General features: G+C 64.5%; 27 protein-coding genes. 10 read left to right on the forward strand and 17 right to left on the reverse strand.

What is annotated here, in order from left to right:
• Nucleotides 1–17: 17 nt before the first annotated feature.
• Nucleotides 18–485, forward strand: a complete 468-nt coding sequence (locus K323_RS0102005) for a MarR family winged helix-turn-helix transcriptional regulator (protein WP_022883618.1) — start codon at nucleotides 18–20, stop codon at nucleotides 483–485.
• Nucleotides 482–1,804 (forward strand): MFS transporter, encoded by a 1,323-nt coding sequence (locus tag K323_RS0102010; RefSeq protein WP_026851112.1) that lies wholly within the window; start codon nucleotides 482–484, stop codon nucleotides 1,802–1,804. The genes K323_RS0102005 and K323_RS0102010 overlap by 4 nt, the downstream gene beginning before the upstream one ends.
• Nucleotides 1,805–1,878: 74 nt before the next feature.
• Here the strand turns inward: K323_RS0102010 and K323_RS0102015 are convergent, their stop codons facing one another.
• The 3 genes from K323_RS0102015 to K323_RS0102025 are packed head-to-tail and all read right to left on the reverse strand — an operon-like array spanning nucleotide 1,879 to nucleotide 4,761.
• Nucleotides 1,879–2,277: a RidA family protein gene (locus K323_RS0102015; RefSeq protein WP_022883620.1), complete on the reverse strand. Its 399-nt coding sequence runs from the start codon at nucleotides 2,275–2,277 to the stop codon at nucleotides 1,879–1,881.
• 43 nt (nucleotides 2,278–2,320) lie between these two features.
• Nucleotides 2,321–3,493 carry an alanine racemase gene (gene alr, locus K323_RS0102020; RefSeq protein ID WP_022883621.1) on the reverse strand — a complete coding sequence of 391 codons (1,173 nt, stop codon included), beginning with the start codon at nucleotides 3,491–3,493 and terminating at the stop codon, nucleotides 2,321–2,323.
• Entirely contained in the window at nucleotides 3,493–4,761 is a 1,269-nt protein-coding gene (locus tag K323_RS0102025; RefSeq protein WP_022883622.1) for an NAD(P)/FAD-dependent oxidoreductase, read from the reverse strand. Before K323_RS0102025 ends, alr begins: the two co-directional genes overlap by 1 nt.
• Nucleotides 4,762–4,902: 141 nt before the next feature.
• Between K323_RS0102025 and K323_RS0102030 the strand changes: the two genes are divergently transcribed.
• On the forward strand, nucleotides 4,903–5,412 hold the full coding sequence (locus K323_RS0102030) for an Lrp/AsnC family transcriptional regulator (protein WP_022883623.1): 510 nt from the start codon (nucleotides 4,903–4,905) through the stop codon (nucleotides 5,410–5,412).
• A 112-nt stretch (nucleotides 5,413–5,524) separates the two neighbouring features.
• On the opposite strand, the gene K323_RS0102035 is transcribed toward K323_RS0102030, so the two are convergent.
• Nucleotides 5,525–6,484 (reverse strand): LysR family transcriptional regulator ArgP, encoded by a 960-nt coding sequence (locus K323_RS0102035; protein ID WP_022883624.1) that lies wholly within the window; start codon nucleotides 6,482–6,484, stop codon nucleotides 5,525–5,527.
• A gap of 72 nt (nucleotides 6,485–6,556) precedes the next feature.
• Between K323_RS0102035 and K323_RS0102040 the strand changes: the two genes are divergently transcribed.
• Nucleotides 6,557–7,183: a LysE/ArgO family amino acid transporter gene (locus K323_RS0102040; protein ID WP_022883625.1), complete on the forward strand. Its 627-nt coding sequence runs from the start codon at nucleotides 6,557–6,559 to the stop codon at nucleotides 7,181–7,183.
• Between the two features lie 22 nt (nucleotides 7,184–7,205).
• On the opposite strand, the gene K323_RS0102045 is transcribed toward K323_RS0102040, so the two are convergent.
• The 6 genes from K323_RS0102045 to K323_RS0102070 all read right to left on the reverse strand — a co-directional run bounded on the left by K323_RS0102045 (nucleotide 7,206) and on the right by K323_RS0102070 (nucleotide 13,883).
• Complete coding sequence (locus K323_RS0102045) at nucleotides 7,206–8,132, reverse strand: D-isomer specific 2-hydroxyacid dehydrogenase family protein (protein WP_022883626.1); 927 nt, start codon at nucleotides 8,130–8,132, stop codon at nucleotides 7,206–7,208.
• Complete coding sequence (locus K323_RS0102050) at nucleotides 8,129–8,920, reverse strand: carbohydrate ABC transporter permease (RefSeq protein ID WP_026851116.1); 792 nt, start codon at nucleotides 8,918–8,920, stop codon at nucleotides 8,129–8,131. The genes K323_RS0102045 and K323_RS0102050 overlap by 4 nt, the downstream gene beginning before the upstream one ends.
• Nucleotide 8,921: 1 nt before the next feature.
• Nucleotides 8,922–9,836, reverse strand: a complete 915-nt coding sequence (locus K323_RS0102055) for a carbohydrate ABC transporter permease (RefSeq protein ID WP_051147151.1) — start codon at nucleotides 9,834–9,836, stop codon at nucleotides 8,922–8,924.
• A gap of 91 nt (nucleotides 9,837–9,927) precedes the next feature.
• A complete protein-coding gene (locus K323_RS0102060) occupies nucleotides 9,928–11,253 on the reverse strand; it encodes an ABC transporter substrate-binding protein (RefSeq protein WP_022883628.1) in 1,326 nt (441 codons plus the stop codon).
• Between the two features lie 58 nt (nucleotides 11,254–11,311).
• The gene (locus K323_RS0102065; RefSeq protein WP_022883629.1) at nucleotides 11,312–12,796 is read right to left on the reverse strand and encodes an ADP-ribosylglycohydrolase family protein; all 1,485 of its coding nucleotides are present in this window, start codon (nucleotides 12,794–12,796) and stop codon (nucleotides 11,312–11,314) included.
• Nucleotides 12,797–12,887: 91 nt separating this feature from the next.
• Nucleotides 12,888–13,883, reverse strand: coding sequence for a Gfo/Idh/MocA family protein (locus K323_RS0102070; RefSeq protein ID WP_022883630.1), 996 nt, complete (start codon nucleotides 13,881–13,883; stop codon nucleotides 12,888–12,890).
• 99 nt (nucleotides 13,884–13,982) lie between these two features.
• Between K323_RS0102070 and K323_RS23780 the strand changes: the two genes are divergently transcribed.
• Nucleotides 13,983–14,720, forward strand: a complete 738-nt coding sequence (locus K323_RS23780) for a FadR/GntR family transcriptional regulator (protein ID WP_022883631.1) — start codon at nucleotides 13,983–13,985, stop codon at nucleotides 14,718–14,720.
• Between the two features lie 46 nt (nucleotides 14,721–14,766).
• On the opposite strand, the gene K323_RS0102080 is transcribed toward K323_RS23780, so the two are convergent.
• Complete coding sequence (locus tag K323_RS0102080; protein WP_022883632.1) at nucleotides 14,767–16,242, reverse strand: peptide MFS transporter; 1,476 nt, start codon at nucleotides 16,240–16,242, stop codon at nucleotides 14,767–14,769.
• Between the two features lie 105 nt (nucleotides 16,243–16,347).
• Between K323_RS0102080 and K323_RS0102085 the strand changes: the two genes are divergently transcribed.
• The gene (locus K323_RS0102085) at nucleotides 16,348–17,265 is read left to right on the forward strand and encodes an SDR family oxidoreductase (RefSeq protein ID WP_026851119.1); all 918 of its coding nucleotides are present in this window, start codon (nucleotides 16,348–16,350) and stop codon (nucleotides 17,263–17,265) included.
• Nucleotides 17,266–17,297: 32 nt separating this feature from the next.
• A complete protein-coding gene (locus tag K323_RS0102090) occupies nucleotides 17,298–18,182 on the forward strand; it encodes an SMP-30/gluconolactonase/LRE family protein (RefSeq protein WP_022883634.1) in 885 nt (294 codons plus the stop codon).
• A 34-nt stretch (nucleotides 18,183–18,216) separates the two neighbouring features.
• Here K323_RS0102090 and K323_RS23785 read toward each other — a convergent pair whose 3' ends face one another.
• The 6 genes from K323_RS23785 to K323_RS23795 all read right to left on the reverse strand — a co-directional run bounded on the left by K323_RS23785 (nucleotide 18,217) and on the right by K323_RS23795 (nucleotide 24,406).
• Entirely contained in the window at nucleotides 18,217–19,077 is an 861-nt protein-coding gene (locus K323_RS23785; RefSeq protein ID WP_022883635.1) for an amidohydrolase family protein, read from the reverse strand.
• A gap of 12 nt (nucleotides 19,078–19,089) precedes the next feature.
• On the reverse strand, nucleotides 19,090–20,097 hold the full coding sequence (locus tag K323_RS0102100) for a LacI family DNA-binding transcriptional regulator (RefSeq protein WP_022883636.1): 1,008 nt from the start codon (nucleotides 20,095–20,097) through the stop codon (nucleotides 19,090–19,092).
• 173 nt (nucleotides 20,098–20,270) lie between these two features.
• Nucleotides 20,271–21,386 carry a Gfo/Idh/MocA family protein gene (locus K323_RS0102105; protein ID WP_022883637.1) on the reverse strand — a complete coding sequence of 372 codons (1,116 nt, stop codon included), beginning with the start codon at nucleotides 21,384–21,386 and terminating at the stop codon, nucleotides 20,271–20,273.
• On the reverse strand, nucleotides 21,383–22,078 hold the full coding sequence (locus tag K323_RS0102110; protein WP_051147167.1) for a sugar phosphate isomerase/epimerase family protein: 696 nt from the start codon (nucleotides 22,076–22,078) through the stop codon (nucleotides 21,383–21,385). The genes K323_RS0102105 and K323_RS0102110 overlap by 4 nt, the downstream gene beginning before the upstream one ends.
• Before the next feature lie 190 nt (nucleotides 22,079–22,268).
• Nucleotides 22,269–23,702, reverse strand: a complete 1,434-nt coding sequence (locus K323_RS23790) for a sensor histidine kinase (protein ID WP_022883639.1) — start codon at nucleotides 23,700–23,702, stop codon at nucleotides 22,269–22,271.
• On the reverse strand, nucleotides 23,699–24,406 hold the full coding sequence (locus tag K323_RS23795) for a response regulator transcription factor (protein WP_022883640.1): 708 nt from the start codon (nucleotides 24,404–24,406) through the stop codon (nucleotides 23,699–23,701). The genes K323_RS23790 and K323_RS23795 overlap by 4 nt, the downstream gene beginning before the upstream one ends.
• Nucleotides 24,407–24,570: 164 nt before the next feature.
• On the opposite strand from K323_RS23795, the gene K323_RS0102125 reads away from it, so the two are divergent.
• The 3 genes from K323_RS0102125 to K323_RS0102135 all read left to right on the forward strand — a co-directional run.
• The gene (locus K323_RS0102125) at nucleotides 24,571–25,038 is read left to right on the forward strand and encodes a GNAT family N-acetyltransferase (protein ID WP_022883641.1); all 468 of its coding nucleotides are present in this window, start codon (nucleotides 24,571–24,573) and stop codon (nucleotides 25,036–25,038) included.
• A gap of 326 nt (nucleotides 25,039–25,364) precedes the next feature.
• Nucleotides 25,365–26,579, forward strand: a complete 1,215-nt coding sequence (locus tag K323_RS0102130) for an alpha/beta fold hydrolase (RefSeq protein ID WP_022883642.1) — start codon at nucleotides 25,365–25,367, stop codon at nucleotides 26,577–26,579.
• Nucleotides 26,580–26,701: 122 nt separating this feature from the next.
• On the forward strand, nucleotides 26,702–26,898 hold a 197-nt coding region (locus K323_RS0102135; protein WP_026851122.1), incomplete at its 3' end, for a hypothetical protein.

Here is a 26,898-nt window from a genome sequence, read left to right on the forward strand (position 1 = left end):
TGCTATGCTAAGGAGATATGACTGACTCCAACCCCTCGACCGGCCCCGTCGCATCCGTCGACCGTCGAACCGTCGCGGAACTGAGCCACGACTTCCGACTGGCCAACGGTCGCCTCGCCAGGCGACTACGCCAGGAGAAGCCAGAGAACGAGCTCACTGCCGGTCAGTTCTCTGCGCTTGGCAGCCTTTTCGCCAACGGCCCAATGACGCTGACAGAGCTCAGCGACCACGAGCGTGTCACCCCGCCGTCGATGAATCGCACTGTCAATCACCTCGTCGAGACCGGCTTCGTCGCGCGCACGCCTGCGGCAGACGACGGCCGCAAAGTCGTACTGACGCCAACGGATGACGGCGTCGCCATCATGCGCGAGACCCGCAAGCGCCGAGACGCCTGGCTTGCTCAGCGCGTGCGAAAGCTCGCTCCTGCCGAGCGGCGCGTCCTCGCCGACGCCACGATCATCATGAAGGAGCTTTCCGACAGTTGAGTGCAATGTTCCGAGCGCTGTCGAGCGTCAACTACCGCATCTGGTTCGCCGGGGCCATGGTGTCGAACATCGGCACCTGGATGCAACGCACCGCCCAGGACTGGATCGTACTCACGGAACTGACCGACTACAACGCCACGGCAGTCGGCATCGTGATGGCCTTGCAGTTCGGCCCGCAGCTTCTGCTGATGCCATGGTCCGGCCTGATCGCCGACCGGTTCGACCGGCGCAAGCTGCTCATTCTCACCCAGACCCTGATGGGCCTGCTGGCCCTGGGGCTCGGCATCATCACCGTCACCGGGGTGGTCGAGCTCTGGCACGTCTATCTCTTCGCATTCGGTCTGGGCGTGGTCGGTGCGATCGATGCGCCGGCCCGTCAGACGTTCGTGTCTGACCTGGTTCCGGAACACGAGCTGTCGAATGCCGTTGCGCTGAACTCGGCGTCATTCAACGGTGCCAGGCTGATCGGCCCGGCCGTCGCCGGCCTGCTGACCGTCATCGTCGGCGCCGGCTGGGTGTTCTTGATCAACGCCGCAACATTCGCCGCGACGGTGGCGGCGATGTATCTGCTGCGCGTCGGCCAGCTGAGAAAACAACCCCGGGCATCTCGTGAACGCGGTCAGCTGGTGGCCGGCTTCCGATACGTCTGGCGAAGACCCGACATCATCGTGGTGCTGATCACGGTGTTCCTGGTCGGCACGTTCGGCTTCAACTTCGCAATCTTCACATCCACCATGGCGACCGTCGAATTCGGCAAGGGGGCCGGGGAGTTCGGCCTGCTCAGTTCGATCATGGCAATCGGCTCCGTCGCCGGTGCCTTGTTATCCGCCAGACGGCCGACGGCCAGGCTCCGACTGATCGTCGGGGGCGCAGCCGCGTTCGGCCTGGCCTGTGCGGCAGCCGCACTGATGCCAGACTTTGTCAGCTTTGCGGCATCCCTCGCCCTCGTCGGGCTGGCATCGCTGACCCTGATGACGACGGCAAACGCTTACGTGCAGACGAACACCGCTCCAGAGATGCGCGGCCGCGTGATGGCGCTCTACATGGCGATCTTCGCCGGCGGAACCCCGCTCGGGGCACCGCTGGTCGGCTGGGTCGCCGACGCGTTCGGGCCGCGCTGGGCACTCGGTGTCGCCGCCGGCTCCGGCCTGCTGGCCGCGGCCGTCGTTCTGTTCTGGATGATCAGGTACCGCGAGCTGCGGGTACGCTTCCGCGCCAGAGTCTCACCGCGGGTAATGATTCGACACGCGGGCGACGGACTCGACCGGGAGACGGCGACGCGAGACATCGCGATCGTCGAGGCGACCGCGCCCCGATAGCGCAGCCGCCATGCGTTGCCCAAAACACGGCTAGCCGACGTTGATCCCTCGTAGGAGGGCAACGTATCCGGCCATCACGGAACGAGTGCGGCGACCGCCGCGATTTCGACCAGCGCGCCTGCGACGCCCAGTCCGGCCACTCTCGCCCCCGTCACCAAGGCGGGCTCGTCCGACGCGAGTTCAGTCGCGATCGCTCCGTACGCCGCCGAAAGGTCAACCCCATCCACGAACAGCACCGTCCATTGCACAACGTCTTCGATCGTCGCGCCTGCGGCGGCCAGCGCAATCTTGACGTTCTCCAGCGCGCGCGTTGACTGCGCCGCCACGTCGCCTTCTCCGACGAGTGAGCCGTCGGCGGCGACGGAGTTCTGACCGCCGACGTAGATCGTGGTTGCACCGGCCGGCACGACGGCGACATAGCTGAAAGCTGGACTGTGGACAAGCCCCTCTGGGCGGATACGTTCAATGGGCATGCCTCACGATGGCATGGACGACCGACATTAGCCATCGTGCCAACTACCCGATATACCGCCGCTCAACTCGACCACGGATGCCGGTGGCGAGCTCGTAGTGCACGGTGCCGAGCAGATCTGCCCACTCCTGGAGCGTCGGCGCCGCTGGCCCTGGCGCAGCCTGCTCTGGTCGGCCCGGCTCCTGCCCACCGAACAGAACGGCCTCGCTCCCGACCGCGACAGCGTTCCGGTTGTGCCCGAGGTCCACGACGAGCTGGTCCATGCAGATGGTGCCGACAGCGGGATACCGCACTCCATCGATCAACACCTCGATCCGCCCAGACAGGGCGCGCGGCACTCCGTCTGCGTAGCCGATCGGCAGCAGGGCAACGGTTGTGTCCTGCTTCGCTGTCCAGGTGTGACCATAGGAGACCGCGTCACCGGCGCGCAGGTGCTTCACCATGATCACCGGCGCTGACAGCGTCATCGCCGGCCGGAGGCCGAATGTGCCCAAAGCGGGCACCGGAGACAGCCCGTAGATCGCGATCCCGGCGCGCACCAGGTCGAACCGGGCGTCTGGCCTGGTCAGGGTCGCGGCGGAGTTGGCCAGGTGACTCACCGGCGGTGACAGACCCGCCATCCTGGCGGCGTCAAGACCGGCCACGAAGGCGGCACGCTGGGCAACAGACGACGGATGTGACGGCTCGTCAGCACAGGCCAGGTGAGAGAACACCCCGCGCACGGTGATGCTCCCGGCCGTTTCGGCGTCGACGGCCTCGGCCATCAGCGCAGGCCATTCGGTGAGCGCTGCCCCGTTTCGGTTCAGGCCGGTGTCGAGCTTCAGGTCGATCTCCGCTCGCCTCCCGGTATCGGTCGCGGCACCCACAGCAGCCCTCAGTTGTTCGACTGAGGAGATACCGAGCCGAACGTCGGCCGCGATGGCGTCGCGGAAGACGGCATCCGGTGCATGCAGCCAGCACAGTACGGGCGCCCTGATGCCCGCCGAGCGAAGCTCGAGCGCCTCGCCAACCGTGGCGACACCGAGCTCGGTTGCACCGGCCTCGACGCTCGCTCGCGCGACGTCAATCGCGCCGTGGCCGTATCCGTCGGCCTTGACCACTGCCATGACGTTCGCTGGGCCAGCGTGCCGGCGAAGCACCTCGATGTTGTGGCGCACGGCAGCAAGGTCGATCGTCCCCGTCGGCCCTTCGATGGTTCCGGCGAGGGAAGCCGGCATCAGCGCAGCGGGTTGAACGGGCGAATCTCGTCTGGCACCCGGCCGGTGACGATCTGTTCGGCGAGCAACTTGCCGGTCGCCGGGCCGAGCACGATGCCCCACATACCGTGGCCGCCTGCAACGTAGATGCCGGGAGTGCGGGTTTCGCCGATCACCGGCAGCCCGTCTGGGGTGACCGGGCGGGAGCCGACCCATTCGTCCTGGCGGTCGTCCAAGTCCATGCCCGTGAAAAGGTCGCGCACCGACGCGAGGATCGCGTCGATCCTGCGGGGCTGAAGTGCCTCGTCTGGCCGGCGGAACTCCATGGTCCCCGCGATTCGCAGCCGCCCCTGGTATGGCGTACAGGCGACGCGGCGAGCCGGGAAGTAGATGGGGTAGCGGGCCGGCTCGTCCGTCGGCACGCTGAATGAATACCCGCGCCCGGCCTGGATCATGGTGCGAACACCGAGCGATTTAGCCAGCTTCGGTAACCAGGCGCCGGTGGCCAGCACGACGACGTCTGCTTCGAAGGGGTCGTGACCATCGGCATGAACGGTGACCCCGGCATCCGTTGATTGTGTCGCCTTGTTCACTGCTGTGACGGATGCCTTCGAAACGATGGTTCCGCCGCGCTCCTCGACAGCCTTGGCGAGCGCTTCAACGTACGGACCGGGCTCGATGAAGCGCTGCCCGCCCATCGTGAAAACGGTGGAGACCTTCTCGGAGAGCTGCGGAACCATCGTGCGGGGGTTTGCCAGGCGCTCGAGCGGCACCTCCTGGCCGGCCCGCTCCACCTCGTGGATCTCGTGGATGAAACCGGCGCTTTCCTTCTCGCGCTCGAATCCGACGATGAACGGGCCCTCGTTGGTGGTGGCAGTGACTCCATGTGCGCCGAGTTCATCGAAGGCGGCGAGTGCGACCCGGTCGATGGGGGTGAGCGCGGCCATCGCTTTGCGCCAGGCGGAGTGGGTGGCGTGGCCGGCGAACCGGGCGAGGAAGGACCAGAGCGTGGGGTCGAGCCGTGCCGGGATGTGAAGGGGAGCAGTCGGGTCGAGGATGGCCTTCGGGCCGTAGGTCCAGAGGCTCGGGTCTGACAGTGGCATCGCCATGCCGGGTGTCAGCCAGCCGGCATTGCCCCACGAGGATCCTGCGGCGACGCCGGTGCGATCGAGAACCGTGACGTCGACACCGCGTTCCTGCAGGTGCCACGCCGTGGCGAGGCCGACCATTCCGGCACCGACGATGACAGCCGTTCGCGGCGGCCGGCCTGTCACGTTGTGCGATCCCACTTCTCACATCTCCTTTGATTTCAGCAGAACTGGCCGGGCCGAGCTGGCAGAGTGGCCCCCTTGGCGATAATCCCATCCTGAAGATTGTTCTCCGTAGTTGCAATCGAAGTGCGCTATATTCGACGCAGAGGGAGCATTCAAATGAAAAGTTCAGCGGCGCGCGCGGTTCCGCCCGGCACGCCGAACGAAGTTCGAGTGGGAAATCTCGACAACATCGACCGCGCGATCCTTGCCCGACTTCAACGAGACGCCAGGATGCCCAACAACGCCATCGCCGCAGAGGTCGGCATCGCGCCGTCGACCTGCCTGGCGCGCATCCGTTCTCTACATACTCGCGGCATCATTCGCGGCTTCTATGCCGATGTCGACCCGACCGCGACGGGGCGTGGGCTGCAGGCGCTGATCTCCGTGCGCATCCACTCGCATGCCAGGCCGGAGCTCGGCCAGTTCCGCGACTACCTCGCGAGCCTGCCCAGTGTCGAGAGCATCTTCTTCGTCTCAGGCGACCGGGATTTCCTGGTGCACGTCGCCGTGGCCGATTCCGCCGCGCTGCGCGCCCTGGTAGCCGAGAACCTCAGCCTGCGGCCCGAGGTGGCGGGCACGAACACCAGCGTGATCTTCGAGTACGTGCGGCCAGATTCGCGTTCGTAGTCGGCTGGGGCATCGAACCGGGCCCGGGGCGTCACGGCCCGCGATTTGGAAGCGTGCCCGCGTTTATCACGTGCCTGGCTCCAAACCGCGGGCCACGACATCGTGTGCGCAGTCAGCCGGTGCGCAACGACCGCGCCGCGGCCCGCTCGACCGTCTCGGAAAGCGCCGCAAGCAGCGGTGAGTCCAGCTTCCAGCGCTGCCAGTAGAGCGGCACATCGATGAACTCCCCCGGTTCGAGCGGCACCAGTTGCCCATCCTCTTCGTATGGCGCACTTTGGAATTCGGGAAGCATCCCCCAGCCAAGTCCGAGTCGCACGGCAACGGCGAAGTCAGCGGATGCCGGGATGTAGTGACGAGGCGGGTCAAGTCTCCGCCTCGTGCGGCGACGCAGGTAGCGATCCTGCAGCGTGTCCTTTCGGTCGAACGCGACCAGTGGTGCTCGCGCGAATGCGTCGGAGTTGAAAGAAGCGGTGCTGAAAGAAGCGCTGCCGACCCCGTCACCGAACCAGGTCGCCGCGAACGCCACACTGGCCATCGGCCGGTAGCGCATCCGGCCGAGCGGATGGACTGAGCATCCCTGCACCGCTTGTGCGCTGGCGGTGACGGCAGCCATCGCCGTGCCGTTGCGCAGCAATTCGACGGAGTGCTCTTCGTCTTCCCGGTAGACATCGAAACAGGCCCCGAACCGTGCGGGCATCTCGGCGAGGGCCGGCAGCATCCAGGTGGCGAGCGAATCGGCGTTCACCACGATGGGCACGCGTGTGCGTTCGATCGTGTCGGGGCCGGTGGCCCCGCGTCCGTCGGAGAGGGTGCTCCCTACCCCGAGTGCAGCGACGGCATCTGCTTCGAGCAGCACCACCTGCCTGGCGAGGCGCAGAACAACCTCACCAGAATCCGTGGGTGCGGCAGGTTTCGTGCGACGGATCAGCACGCGGCCGGTACTCGTCTCCAGCGCCTTAATGCGCTGGCTGACCGCAGACGGTGTGATTCTCAGAACGGTGGCCGCGGCCTCGAAGGTGCCGCTGTCGATCACCGCGACGTAGGTCTTCAGATGTTCAAGATCCAGACTCATGATTAGCAAGACTAATGCTTCCTAAGAAAGATGAGCTGGACATCCGTTTACCTTGACCGTAGTTTCGGGACTATGGACACCACGGCCGCACCCGCATTGCATGCGCTCTCCGGTTTCGGCATGGGCATCTCGCTGATCGCCGCGATCGGTGCGCAGAATGCGTTTGTGCTGAGGCAGGGCATCCGCCGTGAGCACGTGTTGCCGATCGTGCTGGTGTGCGCGCTGAGCGACGCCGTGCTCATCGCGCTCGGCATCGCGGGCGTCGGCGCCATCGTCGAACGGATGCCCGTTGCCCTGCTGATCGTGCGCTGGGCGGGCGCCGCGTTCCTCTTCGGTTACGGACTGCTGGCCACCCGGCGAGCGTTCTCCCCTCACCGTCTCGCCACAGATACCAGCGGCGTTCGGGTCGCGCTCTGGCCGGTTATTCTCACCACGCTGGCGATCACCTGGCTGAACCCGCACGTCTATCTCGACACCGTGCTGCTGCTCGGCTCGGTCGCCAGCGGGCATGGCGACGGCGGGCGCTGGTGGTTCGGTATCGGCGCTGTGACCGCGAGCATCGCCTGGTTCGCCGCGCTCGGCTACGGTGCCCGCCTGCTGCGCGGGGTGTTCGCCAGGCCGCTCGCGTGGCGCATCCTCGACGGGTTCATCGCCGCGGTGATGATCACGCTCGGCCTGCAGTTGCTGCTCTCTGCCTGACACCAACACTCTGAGCGAAAAGCTAGTAACCGCGCGACTGCTCAGCGATTCCGACCAGTTTCTCCCCCGCCAGGTAGCGCGCAACGTTCTCACTCACTCGATCGGCAAACAGTGGTGCAAGCATCGCGGCAGTGTTGGCGGTGTGCGGGGTGATGAGCACACGGTCGATATCCCACAGTGGGTGGCCGTCAGGCAGCGGCTCCGGGTCGGTTACATCAAGCGCAACCCCGAAGAACCTGCCGGCGTGAAGCGCCTCCAGGAGTGCTGCGGTCTCGACATGGCCGCCACGCGCGATGTTCACGAACACTGCGTCATCCTTCATCGCAGCGAATTCTGCTGCAGAAAACATTCCCGCGGTGCTGGCATTGAGTGCGAGCGCGACGATCACGATGTCCGCCTTCGGCAGCTCCTCGAGGAGAGCATCGTCGCCGACCGTACGGTCCGCGCCCGGGAGGGCTTCATCGGCTCGACGGCGCATACACACGACTGTCACGCCGAATGGCTGAAGCAAACGGGCGATCTCAGCGGCGATGCCACCACCACCAACGATGAGCACGGTGCAGCCGTACAGGGGCCGCCCCTTCTGCGGAGCCCACGAGGTGGCACGAGCACGCTCCGGCAACACGCGAAGGCACGAGAGCACAAGCGCGAGTGTGTGTTCGGCGACGGGTCGGGAATACGCTCCCTGGGCAGCCGTCCAGAGGATGTCGGGACGCATGACACCCGCCTCAACGAAGCTCTCGATGCCGGCGGCGGGCAACTGCACCCAATCCGCGTTCGGCGCTTCTTCGAGCGCTGCCGCGAGCCCGGGCAAACCATCGGAGCCGGCCCAGACGAGCCCGCTTGTTCGCTCACCAACGGCGACGAGCTGGCCGCCCGCACGCGTCACCGCCGTTTCGAGGTGCGCCGCGTCGTCCGATACAACGGAGATGAGACGTGGTGTTGTCATTTAACTGCTCCAGCTGTGAGACCGCGTTCGAAGAATTTCTGCAGCGAAAGGTAGGCGATCACGATCGGCAGGCAGATGAGCACGAGGGAGGCAAAAATCTTGGGCACGTCTGAGCCGTACTCGCTCGTGAAGTACACGGGCACCTGGGTGACCGCCTGCATGTCGACACTCTGCAGGAAGAGAAGGGGCAAGAAGAACTCGTTCCACGACTGCAAAAAGGTCCAGACGATCACAACGGCGACGATGGGTTTCGCGAGAGGAAGCACCACACGCCAGAGTGTGACAAAGGTATTGGCGCCGTCGATGCGAGCTGCCTCGAGAATCTCGTCCGGAACACCGAGCAGGTAGTTGCGGGCAAGCAGCAGGGTGAACGGGATGGTCACTGCCGAGAGGGGGATGATGACCGCGAGGTAGGTGTTGAACAGGCCGAGTTGGTTGACGATGGAGAACATCGGCACGATGAGAGCGATAGCCGGCAGCACAAGCCCGACGAGCAGAACGTTGAAAAGAATCGTCCGCCCGCGGAATCGCAGCTTGGCAAAGGCGTAAGCAGCGGTCATCGTGAAGACGAACACGATGGCTATCGTGCCGGCCGAGATGATCGCGCTGTTCAACAGGAACCGCAGGAACGGCGTTTTCGTGATGACCGCAGTGAAGTTTTCGACCGCTCCAGCGCCATCGAAGGAGATCCCGACGATCGCTATGAGCGGGTAGGCGAACGGGATGACGATGATCGTCGCGAGCACTTGGAAGAGGATGCGTTGTTTCCTTGTCGTCCTGCCGAACATGTCAGTCCTTCCCATACTTGGTGGCGCGCATCTGCGCGAGCGTGAGCGAGACCGAGAGCACGAGCAACACCACAGACAGCGCTGCCGCGTAGCCTGCGTCAAAGAAGTTGATCGCTTGCTTGTAGATGTAGGTGGTCAGGAACTCCGTGCTGCCCCCCGGTCCGCCGCCCGTCGTCAGGTAGACAATGTCGAAGGTCTTGAGCGAGCCTATAATGCCGATCAGAACGAGTGTGGCGTGCGTGCCTGAAAGCTGCGGGATGATGATGCTGCGCACGGTGCGCCACAAAGAAGCGCCGTCCAGCTGGGCGGCCTCGATGAGGTCGCCATCGATCTGTGAGAGCGCCGCCTGATACAGGATGAAACTGAATCCAGTCCATGACCAGACATTGATCGCGGCGAGCGCGAGGAGCGCGACCTGCGGGTCGGACGTCCACGCGTGGGTCAGCACGTCAAGTCCGAAGAACCGCAACGTCTCGTTGACCTGGCCGTCGGGCGTGAGTAGCTGGCGGAAGGCGACTGACGTCGCGGCGGGAGCGATGACTACCGGCAGGAACATGACAACTTTGTAGACGTTGCCAAGCTTGATGTTCCCGCTCAAGAGCAGCGCCATCGTGAGTCCGATCGCCATCTGAACCACAATTGTGATCGCCGCGAACACAGCGATATTACGCACGGCCGTCCAGAACACGGGATCGCCAAAGACCCGCACGTAATTGTCGAACCCAATGAAGCTCTGGTCTGGGCCGATGCCGTTCCAGTTCGTCGTACTAATGTAGCCGTTGTAGCCAATGCCCGCATAGATGATGCCGACAACGAGAATTAGCGCGGGAAGCACGTAAAGGTACGCAGTGCGTTGGCCGCGGAACAACTTCCCGCGATTCGCGACTCGCGGCGCCGAGGCTTCGCGCAGTGCCATGCTCGGTCCTTTCGGGTAGTGAAGCGACCATTCGTGTCGCCGATCAGTTCGGTGTGGTGGAGCCACGCGGCGGCCCCACCACACCCTCACGCTAGGCGGCGTCGATCGCTGCTTGGACGGTCGCCACAGCCTCTTTGGGGGTAGAGAGACCGGCGGCCACGGAAGAGAGCGCCTGGATGAGTGCTTCCTTCACGCTGGCGTTCGTGAGTTCGCGAGGACCAACGATGGATTCTCCACGCTCGAGGAAGCCCTCGATCGCCGTGACCTGCTCCGGCGTCTTCACGTCGGAGAGGTCGATATCAGAGCCGAGGAATGCCGGCGGGCGCAACGCAGCGCCGAGTAAGCCCGTTCCTGTCTCCGACGTCACGAGCCACTGCACGAGGGTAGCCGCGGCGTCTTTCTTCGAACTCTGGGCAGACACTGCCCAGCCGACATCGGGGCCACCGGACAAGCTGCCGACCTCGCCGCCATCAACGACGAGCGGGAAATCGTACGGCATGAAGGTGGTGTCGGCGATTGCCGCATCACCGTAGACCTCGGCATATTGCTCCATGCGCGCGTTGGTCGAGTCACGGTATTGAGACGAGCCGAAGACGATGAGCGCCGCCTCACCCTTCAGGCGCGCATCGTTCGCGTCCGGGTATGCCGTGGCACCGAGCGCGCCCTCCTGCACCGCTCCGGAGTCGAACAACTCCTTCCACACCTCGAAGGCCTCGACCATCTCGGTCGCGTTGAAGTCGCTTTCGCCATTGATCGCCTCGTAGAACAGGCCGGGCTCGATCTGGTTGGCGATTATCTGGAACATGTCGAGGTTCTGCCAGCCATCTTTCGCGCCAGCGACGAGACCCTGCTTACCCGCAGCGCGAGCCGCCTCGTTGAAGGTAATGAGTTCGTCGAGCGTAGTCGGCACCTCAAGTCCCAGCTCATCGACGACTGTCTGATTCGCCCACATGAAGCCTGTCGTCACCATAAACCACGGGATGGCAACCTGTTTGCCGTCGACATCGAACTGGTCTGTTGCCTGGATCTGGTCCTTCCAGTTCCCACCAAGGGCTTTCTCCATGTAGGGCGCGAGGTCTTCCGCGAGCGGTGCGAATTGCGTGGGCGTGACTCCGGCCTGAAGTCCGAATACGTCCGGACCATCTTTTGTCGTCGCAGCAAGCCGGGTCGCGTTGACATAATCGGAATACTGGATGAAGCGGTAGTTGACATTGATGTCGGGGTTCTCGGCCTCGAACTCGTCGAAATAGCCTGGCGCGCTCGCTTCGTCTGGGTTCCAACCCCAGACCTCGAGGGTGACGGGGCCGTCCTCCGCTTCCGGCGCTCCGCCGCTGCATGCGCCGAGCGTCAGCGCAACGGCAGCGACAGCTGCAATGAGTGTCGTCGTACGTGTTCCTTTTCGTGAAAGCAGATTCATCAGTTCCTCCTATACCTCGTTGTGACAGGGAATTCATGCCGGAACCGGCACGGTCGGGTCAGCCGCGCTGCGGCCGGAATGCGTGTTCGATCCACATCGCGCTGGGCTGTTCGACCAACGCAAGAATCCATTCGGCTTCACTACGTTCTGCGGGCGGCCTCTTGACGGCCACCAGCAACTCGTGCACACCCGGCGTCGGCTCGAAATCGACGAACTGGCCGAGGGGGGCCTTGTCGGGCGCCGGGAACATGTACTGGCTCCCTTGTGCGCCGTGGAAGTACTTGCCGTCGAGCCACATCCGGAAGTGCTCGCTGGAGTTGAACATGAGACGTGCCTTCTCACGGCCACGGGCATCAAAGTGGAAACGAAGCAGGAGGATCGTGTCTTCGAAGTCTGCGCGCGGGAACTTCACCCACGTGCCGGGGAGCGTAGCGTCTCGGAAGACCGCGTGTTCAAGCGGCGGTTCCGACCCCACAGGCGGCAGCTCGGTGACGTCGCGGACGGACCACTTGCCGTGTTCGGTGTTGATGTAGGCGATCTCGACCGGCACGGCGTATTCAGTCTGATCGAACTGCTTCTCCGCCGCCGCCGGGTAGCGGCCCTCGAGTCGTTTACCGAGGTCGATGACTAGATCGGTGAACGCATCGATCGTCGGAGGGGGCGTGATACCCGTGATCTCCTTATTGAGGACGAGGTCCCGCCCAATCGGCACGAGCCACTTCTCTTCGATGACCGTGGGATCGATGATCGCGAGCAGGGCACCGAGCGATGCGGTGGAGCTGTCCGTGTCCTGGCCGCAATTGTTGCAGATCAGGATTCGCTCCGAGAATGTCGAGCCCGCAAGCCAAGCGAGGATTATGAAGGCCGTGTTGAAGCGCACGTCGGTGAAGTCCGACCGTCCGTAGCGCTCCATGATGAGCGCACGCACGGTGACCCAGTCGTGACCCTCCGCTATCCAGGCGCGGGTGTCCTGCACTGCGGTAAAAATACCGCTGTCGCTCGGAATGCCCAGGAGCGCACCGTCGATTATCGTGTCCGGGTCGCTCTCCTCGAAGGCGATGGACTGCGCCCGGGCGAGAAAGACCTCCGCGAGGATTCCGTCGCCGTCGTGGTCGAAGCAGGCATCCTCATAGGCATAGGCGGCTGCCAGGTCGGGGTTGCCGGGAGCAAGACATGCCCACAGCTCGCTGCGGATGGCAGCGCCTTCACCGCAGGAGTACCAGTTGTCAAAGGAGCCCGTGTATGGCGGCGCAATTCCTTCGGCAAGGTTGCGCATGCCGACACCGTATTCGTTCCACGGGAACTCGACGTGATCTGCCCAGGACTGGGCGAGCACGTGCCTATCAACAACGGGCCTGTCGAGCTTGTCGATGACGCATGCGAAGAGAACCTGAAGGTCGAGGTCGTCGTTGGGGACCATCTCGGTCGGCACCGGAAAGTAATAGTCGGCGGTGAGCGGCCCCTCAAGGCCTTCGAAGGTCTGGCCAAGCGTTCCGCCTACTGCCTTGCCCAGCCAGCAGCCGAGAATCTTTTCCTTGAACACCGTTGTATGGGCCCTTTCACCATGACGACGCGCTATCCGCGCCGTCTTCATAAAGTATTACGTAATATTCTAAAAGACGCAAACGGCCTCGTCAATCGAGAGGAAGATCTCGAGCCAGCGTGATAGTGCGGCCCTCGGCGAGCGAGCGTCTCACTGCGGCCTCGAACTGGAGCTGGACGAGTCCGTCTCGCACGGGTACGGGGGGATCGACCTCTGCCCTCAGCGACGAGAGGTAGGCGTCGATCGCCGTGGCGAATGACGCAGCATATGCGTCCCAACGAGACGTGTCATGAGACGGAGCTGATGACTCCGTTCGATTTGCCGCCGCGTCATGCACGACCACGGTGCCGTCCAGGTCCGACAGTCTGATTCTGCCGCGTTCGTAGATGATCGAGACGTCGAAAAGTGGATGCTGCCACGCAACGCCCGCCGTTCCGATGAGCGTGCCCACCGCATCGTCAGCCGTGCGGAACGCCACTGCAAGGTCGGGAGCCACGAGCCCTGCTCCCCCTCGCTCCCCCGCGCTCGACAGGGCAGTTACCTGCGAGACCGTGCCGACGAGCTGGCCTGTCAGGTCAATGACGTGGGACCAACAGGCGAAATGACTCGTTGCTGCCACGCTCAAGACCTTCCCGAATTCCCTGTCTGTGGCGATGGAGTTCGCGAGCCGCACACTCGCGAAAGAGCGATAGTTGAAGTTCATTGCGAGCTGGATGCCGCGTGCCCGTGCTCGGCCGACGAGTTCGCACGCCGCGTGGAAGTCTGCCTCTGAGACGGCGGCCTGGCCGTTGTCGGCCACGAGGGGCTTCTCCACGAATATCCGCGGCACACCGAGATCTACAAGTTCCGCGACCGTTGCCCGATGAGCGTGGTCTGCCGTGAGCACAAATACCGCGTCTGGCTTCCACTCGGCGAGTTCGTTCGCGGTCGCCATAGCAGTGCCGCCGAATGCCTCCACCGCGGCGTTCACCGCAGTTCGTGATCTCGAGACGTACGCGAGTTCCACGTCATCGATGTTCGACAAATGCGGGAGATAGTTTCCCGTCGCGACTTTGCCAACACCGACAATCCCCAGTCGAATGGTCATGGTTCGCGCCTCCCTGTCAGTGCTATCCTGTGGACACTCGGCCACCCGTATGACAAATAATACTAATCACGCTTGCGAGCAACCGGAGAGCGCACATTCATGTCACGACAGACTTTGCAGTCGGGAATCCTCGAGAGCATCGGCAATCGCATCATCGACGGTGAGTACAAGACCGGTCAGGTGCTGCGCACAGACGATTGGGAAACGGAATTCGACGTCTCACGCACAGTGCTGCGTGAGGCACTCAAGGTGCTCGAGTCGATGCGGCTCATCAGCATGCGGCGCAAAATCGGCGTTACGGTACGGCCGGAGTCCGAGTGGAACGTGTTCGACCCTCGCGTCATTCGCTGGAGACTCGCAAGCGCGTCCCCCGACCGGCAGATGCATTCCCTGACTGAACTAAGACTCTCGATCGAGCCTATCGCTGCCCGCAATGCCGCCCTCAAAGGGACAGCCACGCAGCGTGCCGAACTGCTCTACCACGCGACTCAGCTTGAGGACGCTGGCCTCCAGCTCGACCTCGAGCGTCTGCAGGAGCATGACATTGCATTCCACAGCCGACTCCTCGAGGCCTCCGGCAATGAAATGTTCGCGGCCCTCGCGCCCATGGTCACCGAAGTACTCACGGTCACCGGTCGCGTCGTGCATGACGTGCTTCCAGAGAACCAGACCTCGCCGCCCCAGCGTGCTCACACCCGCGCCGCAGAGGCGATCATGACCGGGAACCCCGTCGCTGCAGAGAACGCCATGCGTGAGTTGCTTCTCGAGATCGATGGTCAGATGGCCGAGGCCTACGCGGTCTTCTCCGCGCGGAACGCAGGCGTCGCTCAACCGTAGGACTGCTCGAGCGACGTGAACCGCACCCTTGCGCCTGCTCTCCGGGCTAGCGCACGCCACCCATCAGGCGCAGCACCGGCTTGGCGATCAGAGCGAGCATGATGCCGAGCACGATGGCGATGCCGCCCAGCACGCCGAAGTACAGGGTCTCCGGCACGGTCACGTACCATTCGGCCAGAACGCCGGACACGGCGCTGCCGAGCGCGATCGACAGGAAGAACAGCGCGATCATCTGCGTCTTGAACACGGACGGGGCGAGTTTGGTCGCGATCGAGAGGCCGACCGGCGAGAGCAGCAGTTCGGCAACCGTGAAGACGAACAGGATGCCGACCATCGCCAGGATCGGCGTCGAATTCGCCGGGCCGCCTGCAAACGGAAGGAAGAGCAGGAACGCCGAGCCCATCACCGCGGTGCCGAGGGCGAACTTGATCGGGGTCGACGGCTGCTTGGTGCCCCATTTGGTCCAGATGGCGGCGAACACACCAGACAGGACGATGATGAAGATCGGGTTGATCGACTGCACCCAGGAGACCGGCATCTCCCAGCCGAACAGGTCGCGGTTCAGGCGTTCATCCGAGTAGATGGTGACCACCGTGAACTGCTGCTGGTAGAGCGACCAGAATGCGGCACTCGCAATGAACAGGGGGATGAACGCGTAGACGCGTTTCCGTTCCACGCCGGTGACGTGGCGGTTCGAGAGGATCACGACGAAGTAGACGATCGTGGCCACGATGGTGACCCCGATCACAATATTGACCAGGTTGTCGGCCGTGATGAGGCCGACCAGCACGAGCACGACGATGACAACGATGCCGGCCAGCGCGATGAGGCCCATACCCAGCCAGCGGCTTCGTGGCAGCGGATCCGGAACCTGCCTGGCGACATCCGGAAGCCGTTTGCGGCCGAGTGAATACTGGATCAGGCCGGCGGCCATGCCGACAGCCGCCAAGCCGAACCCGTAGTGGAAGCCGAGGCTGGTCTGTAGCCAGCCGGTGAGGATCGGGCCGAAGAAGGCGCCGAGGTTGATGCCGAGGTAGAACAGGGAGAAGCCCGCGTCGCGCCGGGGATCTTCTGGTGTGTAAAGGGTGCCGACGATGGAGGTGGCGTTGGCTTTGAGCCCGCCGCTTCCGACTGCGACGAGGATGAGGCCGACGGCGACTCCGGGGATGCCGGGGATGAGAGCCAGGGCGATGTGGCCGAGCATGATGACGATGGCGCTGTAGAACAGCACTCGTTCTGAGCCGAGCAGCCGGTCGGCGACCCAGGCGCCGAGGATGGTGGAGAGGTAGACGCTGCCGCCGTACGCTCCGACGATGCCAGCCGCGGTCGCCTGTTCGATGCCGAGGCCGCCCTCTGCGGCAGAGTAGTAGAGGTAGATGAGCAGAATGCCCTGCATGCCGTAGAAGGAGAAGCGCTCCCACATCTCGACGCCGAAGAGGTTCGCCAGCGAGCGGGGCTGCCCGAAGAAACTGTGGTCCTCGCCGACGGTTTGCGGCACATTCAGCTCTGACCTCGTACTCATGTTTCGACCATACTCGCGAAGGGCGCTGCAGACGGCGAACGGATGCCGCCGGGTTTCGGTGTGCTTTCGGCTGCGATGTCACACCCCGCGCGTAACCTCTGTGGCATGAACAATTCGCTGGAAGGCAAGATCGCGCTGGTCGCCGGGGCGACACGCGGGGCCGGTCGTGGTATCGCGGTGGCTCTCGGCGAGGCGGGAGCCACGGTGTACTGCACCGGACGCTCAAGCCGTGCGCGGCGCTCAGAATACGACAGGCCAGAGACCGTCGAGGAGACGGCCGAACTCGTGACCGCGGCCAGTGGCCGGGGCATCCCGGTGGTCGTCGACCATCTGCAGGCCGACCAGGTGGCGGCGCTGATTCAGCGGATCGATGAGGAGACCGGGCGACTGGACGTGCTGGTGAACGACGTGTGGGGCGGCGAGAATCTCATCGAGTGGGACACCCCAGTGTGGGAACACAATCTCGATGGAGGACTGCGGATGCTGCGGCTCGCCGTCGACACGCACCTGATCACCAGTCACTTCGCCCTGCCGATACTGACCCGCAGCCCAGGCGGCCTGGTGGTCGAGATGACCGATGGCACCCGCGAGTACAACGCGGAGCACTACAGACTGAACGCGTTCTACGACCTGGCGAAGGCATCCGTTCTTCGTCTGGCGTTCAGCCAGGGCCATGAGCTCGACGCATATGGGTGCACGGCCGTCGCGCTGACGCCGGGCTGGCTGCGTTCGGAGATGATGCTGGAGCATTTCGGGGTGACTGAGGAGAACTGGCGCGACGCCGACGCGGCCGATGGGCACTTCGCCGCAATCTCGGAGTCGCCCCGTTTTGTCGGTCGTGCGGTCGCTGCCCTGGCGATGGATCCGCATTTACGCAGTCGCAACGGTGGATCGTACTCCTCTGGCGAGTTGGCCAAAGAATACGGCTTCACCGACGTCGACGGATCCCAGCCCGACTGCTGGCGGTATCTGGTGGAAGTGCAGGACCCGGGCTTGCCGGCGGATGCGACCGGCTACCGCTGACACCCCAACGCCGCCTCTGCCATGCTGGTGCGATGGACTCGCTGCTTGCCCACGGGGCGAAACTGGAGAAGCTCTTCACCGGCACGACCTGGGCGGAGGGTCCGGTCTGGTTGCCGGAGACCCAGAGCGTTCGCTGGAGCGACATCCCACGCGACCGCATCATGGAGTACAACAGCGTGAGCGGCGAAACCCGGGTTCACCGAAGCGCTGTTGAGTACACGAACGGCCGCACCCTCGATCGGGGCGGCAGCGTGGTGCAGTGTTGCCACGGCCGCCGGTCGATTGAGCGCGAGGTCGACGGGGTTGTGGAGACTCTCGTCGATCGCTGGGAGGGCCACCGCTTCAACTCGCCGAACGACATCGTCGTGGCCTCGAACGGCACCATCTGGTTCACCGATCCGCCATACGGGATCCTGTCTGACGTCGAGGGCCACCAGGGCGAGCAGGAGTACGGCGGATGCTGGGTGTTCTGCTTCGACCCTGCGACGGATGTTCTCACACCGGTGATCACCGACATGATCTACCCGAACGGACTCGCGTTCTCCCCGGACGAGACGATCCTCTATGTGTCAGACACCTCGTCAGGAGACGTTCCGAACGGGCAATGCCACATCAGGGCGTACGACGTGGATGTCGCCTCGGCGACCACGTCGAACGGGCGCGTCTTCTCCGAGGTCAGGCCGGGCTGCCCAGACGGATTCCGGGTGGACGTGGATGGACGCATCTGGACCTCGAGCGAAGACTCCGTTCAGGTGCTCTCTGTGCAGGGCGAGGTGCTGGAGCGCATCCCGGTGCCGGAGAAGGTCGCGAACCTCTGCTTCGGGGGCGAAGACGGCCGCGACCTCTACGTGACGGCGACGACCAGCCTCTACCGCATCCGTACCACCACGACCCAGGCGCCGCGACCCGCGCGCTAGGCCAACCGATAGGCGCCAGACCAACCGATAGGCGCTAGCCCAATCGATAGAACGAGGCGGCGGTCGCAGACAGGATCTGGTTCCTCTCGTCGTTCGCCAGTTGTTCGGTCCAATCCACAACGAAGTCGAGCCACCGCGGGTAGGTGGTCTGGAGCGAAGAAGCCGGCCAGTCGCTGCCGAACATGCAGCGTTCTGCTCCGAAGAGTTCCAGCGCGGCATCCAGATACGGGGTGATCAGTTCCGGTGTCCAGTCGGCGCTTCCGGTCTGCGGCGGGAGGCCGGACAGCTTGCAGCTGACGTTCGGCCGTTCGGCGAGCGCCGCCAGGTTCCGGTGCCAGGTGTCGCGAGCGTCGCGATCGGTTCCTGAACCGGCAACCGCCGGCTTGCCGAGGTGGTCGAGCACGATCCTGAGGCCGGGCACCGCGTCTGCCAGCGCCGTGACGTCAGAGAGCTGGCCAGCGCTCACGCACGCGTCGAACGTGAGATTTTGTGCAGCCAGGTGGCCGGCGCCAGCGAGAAACGCACTGGTGAGCGCGAAGCCGGAAGGCTCCGATTGAAGGAGCCGTCGAACGCCGACGACCAGCGGGCGCTCGAGCAGCAGGTCGAGGCGCGCGGCCACGGCATCCCCGTCTTCCAGCGGAGCCGCAGCGACGATGCCGGCCACCGGATGGTCGGCCGCGAGCGATGAGACCCAGTCAACTTCGGCGAGCGACTCACCTGGCCGGCAATCGGCCTGCACGAACACGTACCCGTCTGGCTGACGGATGCTGCCGGCCAGATCGACCGCCAACTCACGGAAACCGAATGGCCGTTTGAGTTCCGGGGTTGCGCCCAGCCAGTCGTAGTGAAGCCGGTCGGTGTCCCACACGTGCAGGTGGCTGTCAATGATCCGCATCGGGCGGCTGACTTACCCGGCGGTCGAATCGCGCACAACGAGCTCGGGCTGAAACACGATCTGCTCGTGCGCGAACTCGTCGCCGCCGGCCACCTCGCGCAGCAGCAGATCCACCGCCGTTGACCCGATCAGTTCGCTCGGCTGACGCACCGATGAGAGCGGCACGACAGCGGCAGATGCGAACGCGATGTCGTCATAGCCGATCAGCGCGATCTCTTGCGGCACCAGCGAGACACCCGCCATGTTCAGCGCCTGCAACACCCCGAGTGCGAGCAGGTCGTTCGCGGCGAAGATCGCGTCTGGCCGCTCTGCAGGTTCGCGCGCCATGATCGCCTGGCCGGCCGCGCGTCCTTCGAGAACGGTCAGCGCGTCGGTCGAGATCACCTCAAGCGTCATCCCCGCGGTCGCCTTGGCAGCTGTGCGCGCGCCGATGAACCGGTCGGCCACCTGACGGATGCTGCCCGGCCCGCCGACAAAGGCGATCCGCCGGCGCCCGATCGAAGCAAGATGGCTCACGGCGAGCGTTCCTCCGGCAACGTCGTCGACCGCCACAGAAGAGAACGATTTATCGTCGGTCTGCCTGTCCACCAGAACGGTGGGTGTACCGCGCAGACGAAGGCGCTCGAGCCTGGCGCGCACATCGCCGAGCGGCGAGATGAGCACCCCGTGCACGCGCTGCTCCTCGAACAGGTCGAGGTAGGAGGTTTCGCGAGCCGTATTCTCGTCGCTGTTGCCGAGAAGCACGGTTAAGTGCGCCTCGGCCGCGCGGTCCTCCGCGCCACGGGCGATGTCGGTGAAAAATGGGTTCGCGACGTCGAGCACGATGAGACCGATACTGCGGCTGCGGCCGTCTCTCAATTGCCTGGCCGCATCATTGCGCACGAAGCCGAGTTCGACGATCGCGGCTTGAACCCGCGTGACGGTGTCTGGGGCGACCTTGTCGGGCCGGTTCAGAACATTCGAGACGGTTCCGACCGACACCATGGCCCTGGCGGCCACATCCTTGACACTGACGGACACGCGACTCCCTTCGGCCGGAAACGAGTGGTCCGGCTGCCCTGACAGGCTGGCTAGCCCTGACAGGCTGGCTCATTCTCGCACGAAATCGGGCTATTGAAACGACTCATTCGCATCGTGCCTTCGCTCGCGGGAGGGCATCCCGCCCGCTACTTCGAACACACGAGCTCACGAAGTCACGAGGTAAGCGATGCCACCCGCGGGTCCCAGTCCTCTGGCAAGGCCGGTGCCACCTCCACTGTGCTGGCGACGTCGACCGGCTGATGCCGCTCGGCCGACTCGATGGTGGAGACCATCACGTCCAGAACGTGGAACGCGTTCTCGCCCGACGCCCGCTCTGGCCGGCCGGCACGGATTGACTGTGCGAGTTCGGCGACGCCGGTGCCCCGCGTGGTCGAAACACCGACCGCCGGAAGGGTCTCAACCTCGTCAGGGCCGTGATGCAGCACGAGGTCGCCGCTGAACGTGTTCGGATCCGGCACCACCAGGGTCGCGTCAACACCGGCAACCTCGAACTGGGTGCGGGCGAGCTTCGAGTCGAAACTGAAGATGGTCTGCGCGCTCTGCCCGCTTTCGAACTCATAGAAGGCGCTCACGTGGGTTGGCACGGTGACCTCGAACTCCTCCCCGGCGCGAGGTCCAGAGCCGATGGTTCGTGTGGTCTTCGCCTTCGACGCCAGGGCCGTGACGCGTGCGACGGGACCGAAGAGCTGAACCAGCGCCGTGATGTAGTACGGGCCGATATCGAACAACGGCCCAGCGCCCTCCTGGAACAGGAAGTCTGGGTTCGGGTGCCATTTCTCTGGACCAGGACTCTGCATCAGCGTGAGCGCGGTGAGCGGCGCACCGATGCCGCCCGATTCCAGAAAGCGCCTGGCCGACTGGATGCCGGCTCCGAGGAAGGTGTCCGGCGCCGTCGCGACTCGCAATCCGGCGGCGTGTGCGGCATCGAGCAGTCGTTGGCCGCTTTCGCGGTCGAGCGCGAACGGCTTCTCGCTCCAGACGTGTTTCCCTGCGGCGAGGATCTGAAGCGCGACCTCGACATGCACCTTGGGGATGGTGAGATTGACCACGATCTCGATCGAGTCATCCGCCAGGAGTTCTGCAACGGAACCGGACCCGGCGAGCGAGAACGCCTCGGCTTGGGCGTGCGCGCGCGACTCGTCGATGTCGGCGATGAAGCGCACATCGAGATCCGGAAAAATGGTCAGGTTGTCCAGGTATTGAGTGCTGATCACGCCCGCACCGATGATTCCGACGCCGACGCGGCCGGACCGTGTGCTCGCGCTCATGCGAGTCCCTCTGCGGTGAGATAGCGGAAGCTGTCTGCGACGGCCTCGAAACGGTCGGCGCGCGAGTCGTCGAGCTCGATCACGCGCAGCGCGTTCGGCGCAGACTCGATGATCGCGCGAATCGGCAATGAACCGCTGCCGACAGCGACCTGGTCCTTGGTCTCCTGTGTCCCAGGGCCGTCTTTGATGTGCAGCGCCCGCACGCGGTCACCGAGCCGGCCGATCAGTTCGACCGGATCCAGTCCGCCGACGACCACCCAGTAAGTGTCGATCTCGAGGACCACGGCAGGGTCGAGCAGGTCAGCGAAGATCTCGAGCGCTGGCGTGCCGTCGATGACGCTCTGCAGCTCGTGCGCGTGGTTGTGATATCCCACTTGCACACCGTAGTCCGCGGCCACTCGTGCCGCGGCGTTCAGTTCTGTCGCAATCGCGGCAACGCTCTCTCGGCTCACCCACCGCTCTGGGCCGACGAACGGATCGATCACCGTGCCGATGCCGAGTTCGCCGGCAGCGCCGAAGACGGCGGCGGCATCCGTGCCGATGAAGCCCTGGTGTGTCGTCGGTGCGCTGAGGCCGGCGGCACTGAGCGCTTCGCCGAGCGCGGGACCGAACGCGGTGAATTTGTATGGCTCGACCTGGGTGAGGCCGATATCGGCAATGCGGCGAAGCGTGCCGGCTGGGTCGGCCTCCATGGCCTCGCGCACGGTGTAGAGCTGAACGGACAGCTGGGACGTGGTCACAATTCTCCTTTGAATCTGGCGCGTTCGAATGAATCTGGCGCGTTCGAACCTGTCCCGCATCGTGACGGAACCGTCCTCCGCGGGCGCACTCTTAGTCAATCAGACTTGCGTTGAGGGTCGATCGAAAGTTCGTGACTTGATGTCATCTTCCGCTGACTGAGAAGGTGACGATCACTTCGAGACCCACGCCTGGGCGGTTCCGCAGCTCCACCCCGCCGCCGGCGTTCTTCACGATGGCCGCCACGATGGCCAGCCCTAGCCCTGCACCGTGGGCGTTCGCCCTGGTATCGGCCGCCCGGCTGAAGCGCTCGAGCGCTCGGGGCTCGAAGTCGGGGTCAAGACCGCCTGCGCTGTCTTTCACGCTCAGCCGCAGCATCACCTCTCCGACCTCGAGCGTGACGACGACAGGAACGACGGATGCCGGCGCGGCAGACCGCATCGCCTGCAGAGCATTGCTCGTGATATTGTCGACCACCCGGCCGAAATCCTCCGCCCGCACCGGGAAGTGTGCGGCGCCTGACATCGCGCCGATGCGGCTCCGGTAGGTGACCGATACGCCGTCGCCGAAGCCGGCGCGCTCTACCGCCTCTGCCGCCTCTGCATCGAGTTCGGCAGCGGTGGCGCTTCCCGGCAGATTCGCGGCTTCGATCTGAGACAGCTCAAGAAGGGAGGTGACCAGGCTGGACAAGCGGGCGGCGCTGTGTTCCGCCCCCTCGATGTCGGCGACCAACTGCTCCACCGACGACGCCTCTGCCCGCGCGAGTTCCAGCTGCGTGCGCAGGATGGCAAGCGGTGTGCGCAACTCGTGGCTCGCATCCGAGACGATCTGGCGTTCTCTGGCCGCAGAGGCCCGCAGGCGCTCGATGAGGTCGTTCAGGGTTCCGGCGAGCTGAGCAATCTCATCGTCGGCCCGGCTCACCGGAAGCAGCTCGTCGGTCGAGGTCTCGCTCAGCGTCTGCGCGCTCACTCGCAAGCGGGTGACCGGGGCGAGCGACACCGTCGTCAGGAGCCAGGCACCGGCACCGAGCACAAGAACGAGAAGTGCGAACGATCCAACCAGGAGCAGCCGCATTTGCACCAACACCGTCGTCTCCTCGTCGACGTCGCGGCCGGCCACAACGTGCCACGTCTCACCTTCGACATCCACCGGCGTTGAGTCGAGGATGTAGTGCGATCCGTTCGCCTCGACGATCGCGACCGACTCGTTGGCCGCGATCTGCGTCATCCGCGACGCGAGTGACGTGGGCAGACTGAACACCGGGCTCGAACCGTCTGGTGCGACGACGGCTATGAGCGTGGCCAGGCCCGGCCCCGTGAGTTCGTCGTTTGGCCTGGTCTGAAGGGCGAAGACGTAGGGTGAGCTGTCGCTGTGCAGGGCCGAGATCGTGCCGTCGCGAACGATGCGTTCGAGTTGGCCGTTGATGATGAGGCCCGCCGCCAGCGACACGACCATGGCGATCAGCAGGCTTCCGCCGGCGATGCGGGTGCGGATGCCGTGATGACGCTTGCGCCTCGGGGCGGGCGGCTTCACGGCGGGCGGCGTCGGGATGCGCGGCTTCGGGATGCGCGGGCTCACGGTGTTGCCTGGTCCGGCACGGTGAGTGCGAACCCGATCCCCCGCGCTGTCACGATCTGCACTCCCGCGTCGGCGACCTCGAGTTTGCGGCGGAGGCGGCTGATGTACTGATCGAGCACGTTCTGGTCGATGTTCTCGAACGTCTCCCACACCTCGGCGAGCATGGCCGGGCGGCCGACTACTTCGCCGGTGTGGAGAACGAGAACGCGAAGCACATCGAATTCGGTGGCGCTGAGCGGCAGGTCCCTGCCATCCACTCGCGCGCGATGGCGCAGCAGGTCGACGCTCAGCCGGCCGGCGTTGATCGCGGGCGGCACACTGAGTGCATCGCGGCGTCGCACGGCACGGATGCGCGCAGCGAGTTCCGCAAAAGCGAACGGCTTGATCATGTAGTCGTCCGCGCCGGCGTCCAGGCCATGCACCCGGTCGCCGACGGCGTCTCGTGCGGTGAGCAGGATGACGGCGAGCGTCGGATGGCGTTGTTTCAGTTCGCGGCACACGGTGAACCCTGAGATGTCGGGCAGCATCACGTCGACGACCGCAACCTGGAACGGATCACCGCCGCCCGCTTCGCCAACCGGCGCCGCGGCATCCAGTGCCGTTTGCCCGTCGTAGGCCACGGTGACGTCGTGACCATCGGCCCGCAGTCCACGCGCGAGCAGCGCCGCCATCTCGCGCTCGTCGTCAACCACGAGTATTCGCACGCCTCACGAACTCCTTCGTCATGGTGAGCTGCTCCGCCGGAGCCTTGGTCTCGAATTCAGCTGCCCTCGATGAGAGTGCCGTCTCGATCGTAAGGGTTTCAGACAACCCGTGTGCTGCTCACTCCGCGCCTCGACCTGGCTCTCGACCGCGCTATGGTCGGCTGGTGCGCATCTTTCTCGACCCCGTCCCCACGGCTCAGTTTGCCGCCTGGATTCAGCGGAGTGCCAACGAATACGCCTCCGACCTCATCACCCTCGGACATCCTGCGGCGGAGGCCCACCGGGTTGCCGCCAGTGGCATGGCCGATTCGTTCCCGGGAGGAAAACCGGCGCAGGGTCATCACGTCTTTGATATTCGTGAACTTTCCGGGGCCATTGTCGGCTACCTCTGGCTCGGCAGATCCGCCGCTGATGACCACGACGCGTGGTGGCTCTGGGACATCGTCGTCAACGAAGACGCCAGAGGCAGAGGACTGGGCAGAGAAGCGATGGAACTGGCTGAAGAGTTCGCCAGGTCTCAGAATGCCCACACTCTTGGTCTCAGCGTGTTCGGGTTTAATGCCGCGGCGAGGCGCTTGTATGAATCACTGGATTACGAGACGACGTCCATCAAGATGTCGAAGAGGCTCTGAGCGCCCCGCGCGCGAATGGGGGTGGCACCGTGCGGCGCGCACTCTACCTCGCGCAACTCGAGAGCCTCAAAAGCGTCGACCGGGTGCGAGGGACGTCGGCTGGCTAAAGGGATCGTGGCAGCCACGGTGAGTTTGCTGTCTCGATCGGCATGGAGCCACGCCGTGTTCCTCAGTGACGAGAGTCCGGCTCATGGGTGGCGCAGCCCACTCGTGTAGTGGATAATGTTCTCGCTCACCCAACTTGTGAGCGGACTCGATCAGCGCCTGTGGCGGCGCTCCGTGAGCCCGGCGTCACGCCACTGGGAGCCGATATGACGACAGCGCGGATGTCTCGCCTCCGTGCCGCATTCACCATGCTCACGGTCGCAGCGCTTCTCTCCGCTTGCACGCCCACCGAGATCAGGCGCGCGGGCGACGACATCACAGAGGAAGTGCGCAGCGCGAAGTTCTACCTGCAACCGCAGCTTCTGCCCGAGGGAAGCCCTGGTGACCTGATTCGGTCGGAGCGCATCCTCGGCACCCCTGACGGCGCGGAAGCGTGGCGGATCATGTTCCACTCGACCGATGTCTTCGGGAAGCCCGTGGTGAACACCGGGTTGGTGGTCGCTCCCACTTCCTCTACGCCGGAAGGCGGTCGCACGGTCGTGTCGTGGGGCCATCCGACGACGGGATCGGCAATAAAGTGCTCCCCGTCGTCTGGCCTCGACCCGTTCGATCTCGTGGAGGGCCTGAACGATTTTCTCGACCGAGGGTACGCGGTCACCTATACCGATTACACCGGGATGGGAACAGCTGGTCCCAATTCCTACCTTGTAGGTGAGACCGCCGGACGGAACATGCTCGATGCCGCGCGTGCCGCGCGCAGTCTGCTCAAGGAGGAGGCGAGCAGCAGGGTCGTTCTCTGGGGACATTCGCAGGGCGGGCAAGGTGCATTGTTCGCGGGGCAGATCGCGACGTCATACGCGCCAGACCTCGACGTTCGCGCCGTCGCCGTGGCTGCGCCGGCGACCAATCTCGCCAAGCTCCTGGATGCCGATATCGGGGACGTCTCCGGCGTGAGCATTGGGGCATACGCGTTCAACGCCTACGCGGAGGTGTATGGAGATTCTGTCTCCGGCGCTGAGCTTGACACCATCCTGACGCCAGCGGCGATCGCGGCGCTGCCGTCGATGGTGAAATTGTGCCTGCTCGGCCAGAACGACGAGCTGCATGCGATCGGAAAGCCCCTGGTCGGTGGCTTCCTCACCGCAGACCCGGCCACGACGGAGCCCTGGGCGACGTTACTGGCAGACAACACAGCCGGTGCCGTGCCGCTGAATGTGCCGCTTTTCGTGGCCCAGGGGGAGACAGACACGCTCGTGGACCCGCAGGCAACCACGTCGTTCGTTGCGCATGAGCGAAGCCAGGGAGTGGATGTCACGTACGAGGAGATCACCAACACCGGCCACGGCCTCGTTGCCCTCCGCGCCCTGAAACCGCTCATGAAATGGCTGGAGGCACTGGGTGCCGACGAGGTGGCGGGGCCTGGATCGCTACAGTAGTATATAAATTCGATACTAGTTCGAATTATTTCGCACAGATACTAGTACTTCTGTTCGTTTTCTGTTACCTTGGGGATACCAAGAAATCCGCTCGACTGGCAACAGGAAGGTGACCCGGCTCAATGACGATGACCGCCCCCGCTCCCACCGGTGCTGCTGCGTTGCCGTTGAAGGATGCGCTTCAGATCGCTGCGGATCTCATCCGGGAGTCGCTGGCTGCAGCATCGTTCACCAGGATGAACGATGACGAAAACGTTGAAGCTCTCGACGGGTTCGAGGTCGTCGGCCGGCTCGTGGACGCCGGCCGGGTCGGTACCGC

Source organism: Glaciibacter superstes DSM 21135 (assembly GCF_000421145.1).
GTDB classification, from domain to species: domain Bacteria; phylum Actinomycetota; class Actinomycetes; order Actinomycetales; family Microbacteriaceae; genus Cryobacterium; species Cryobacterium superstes.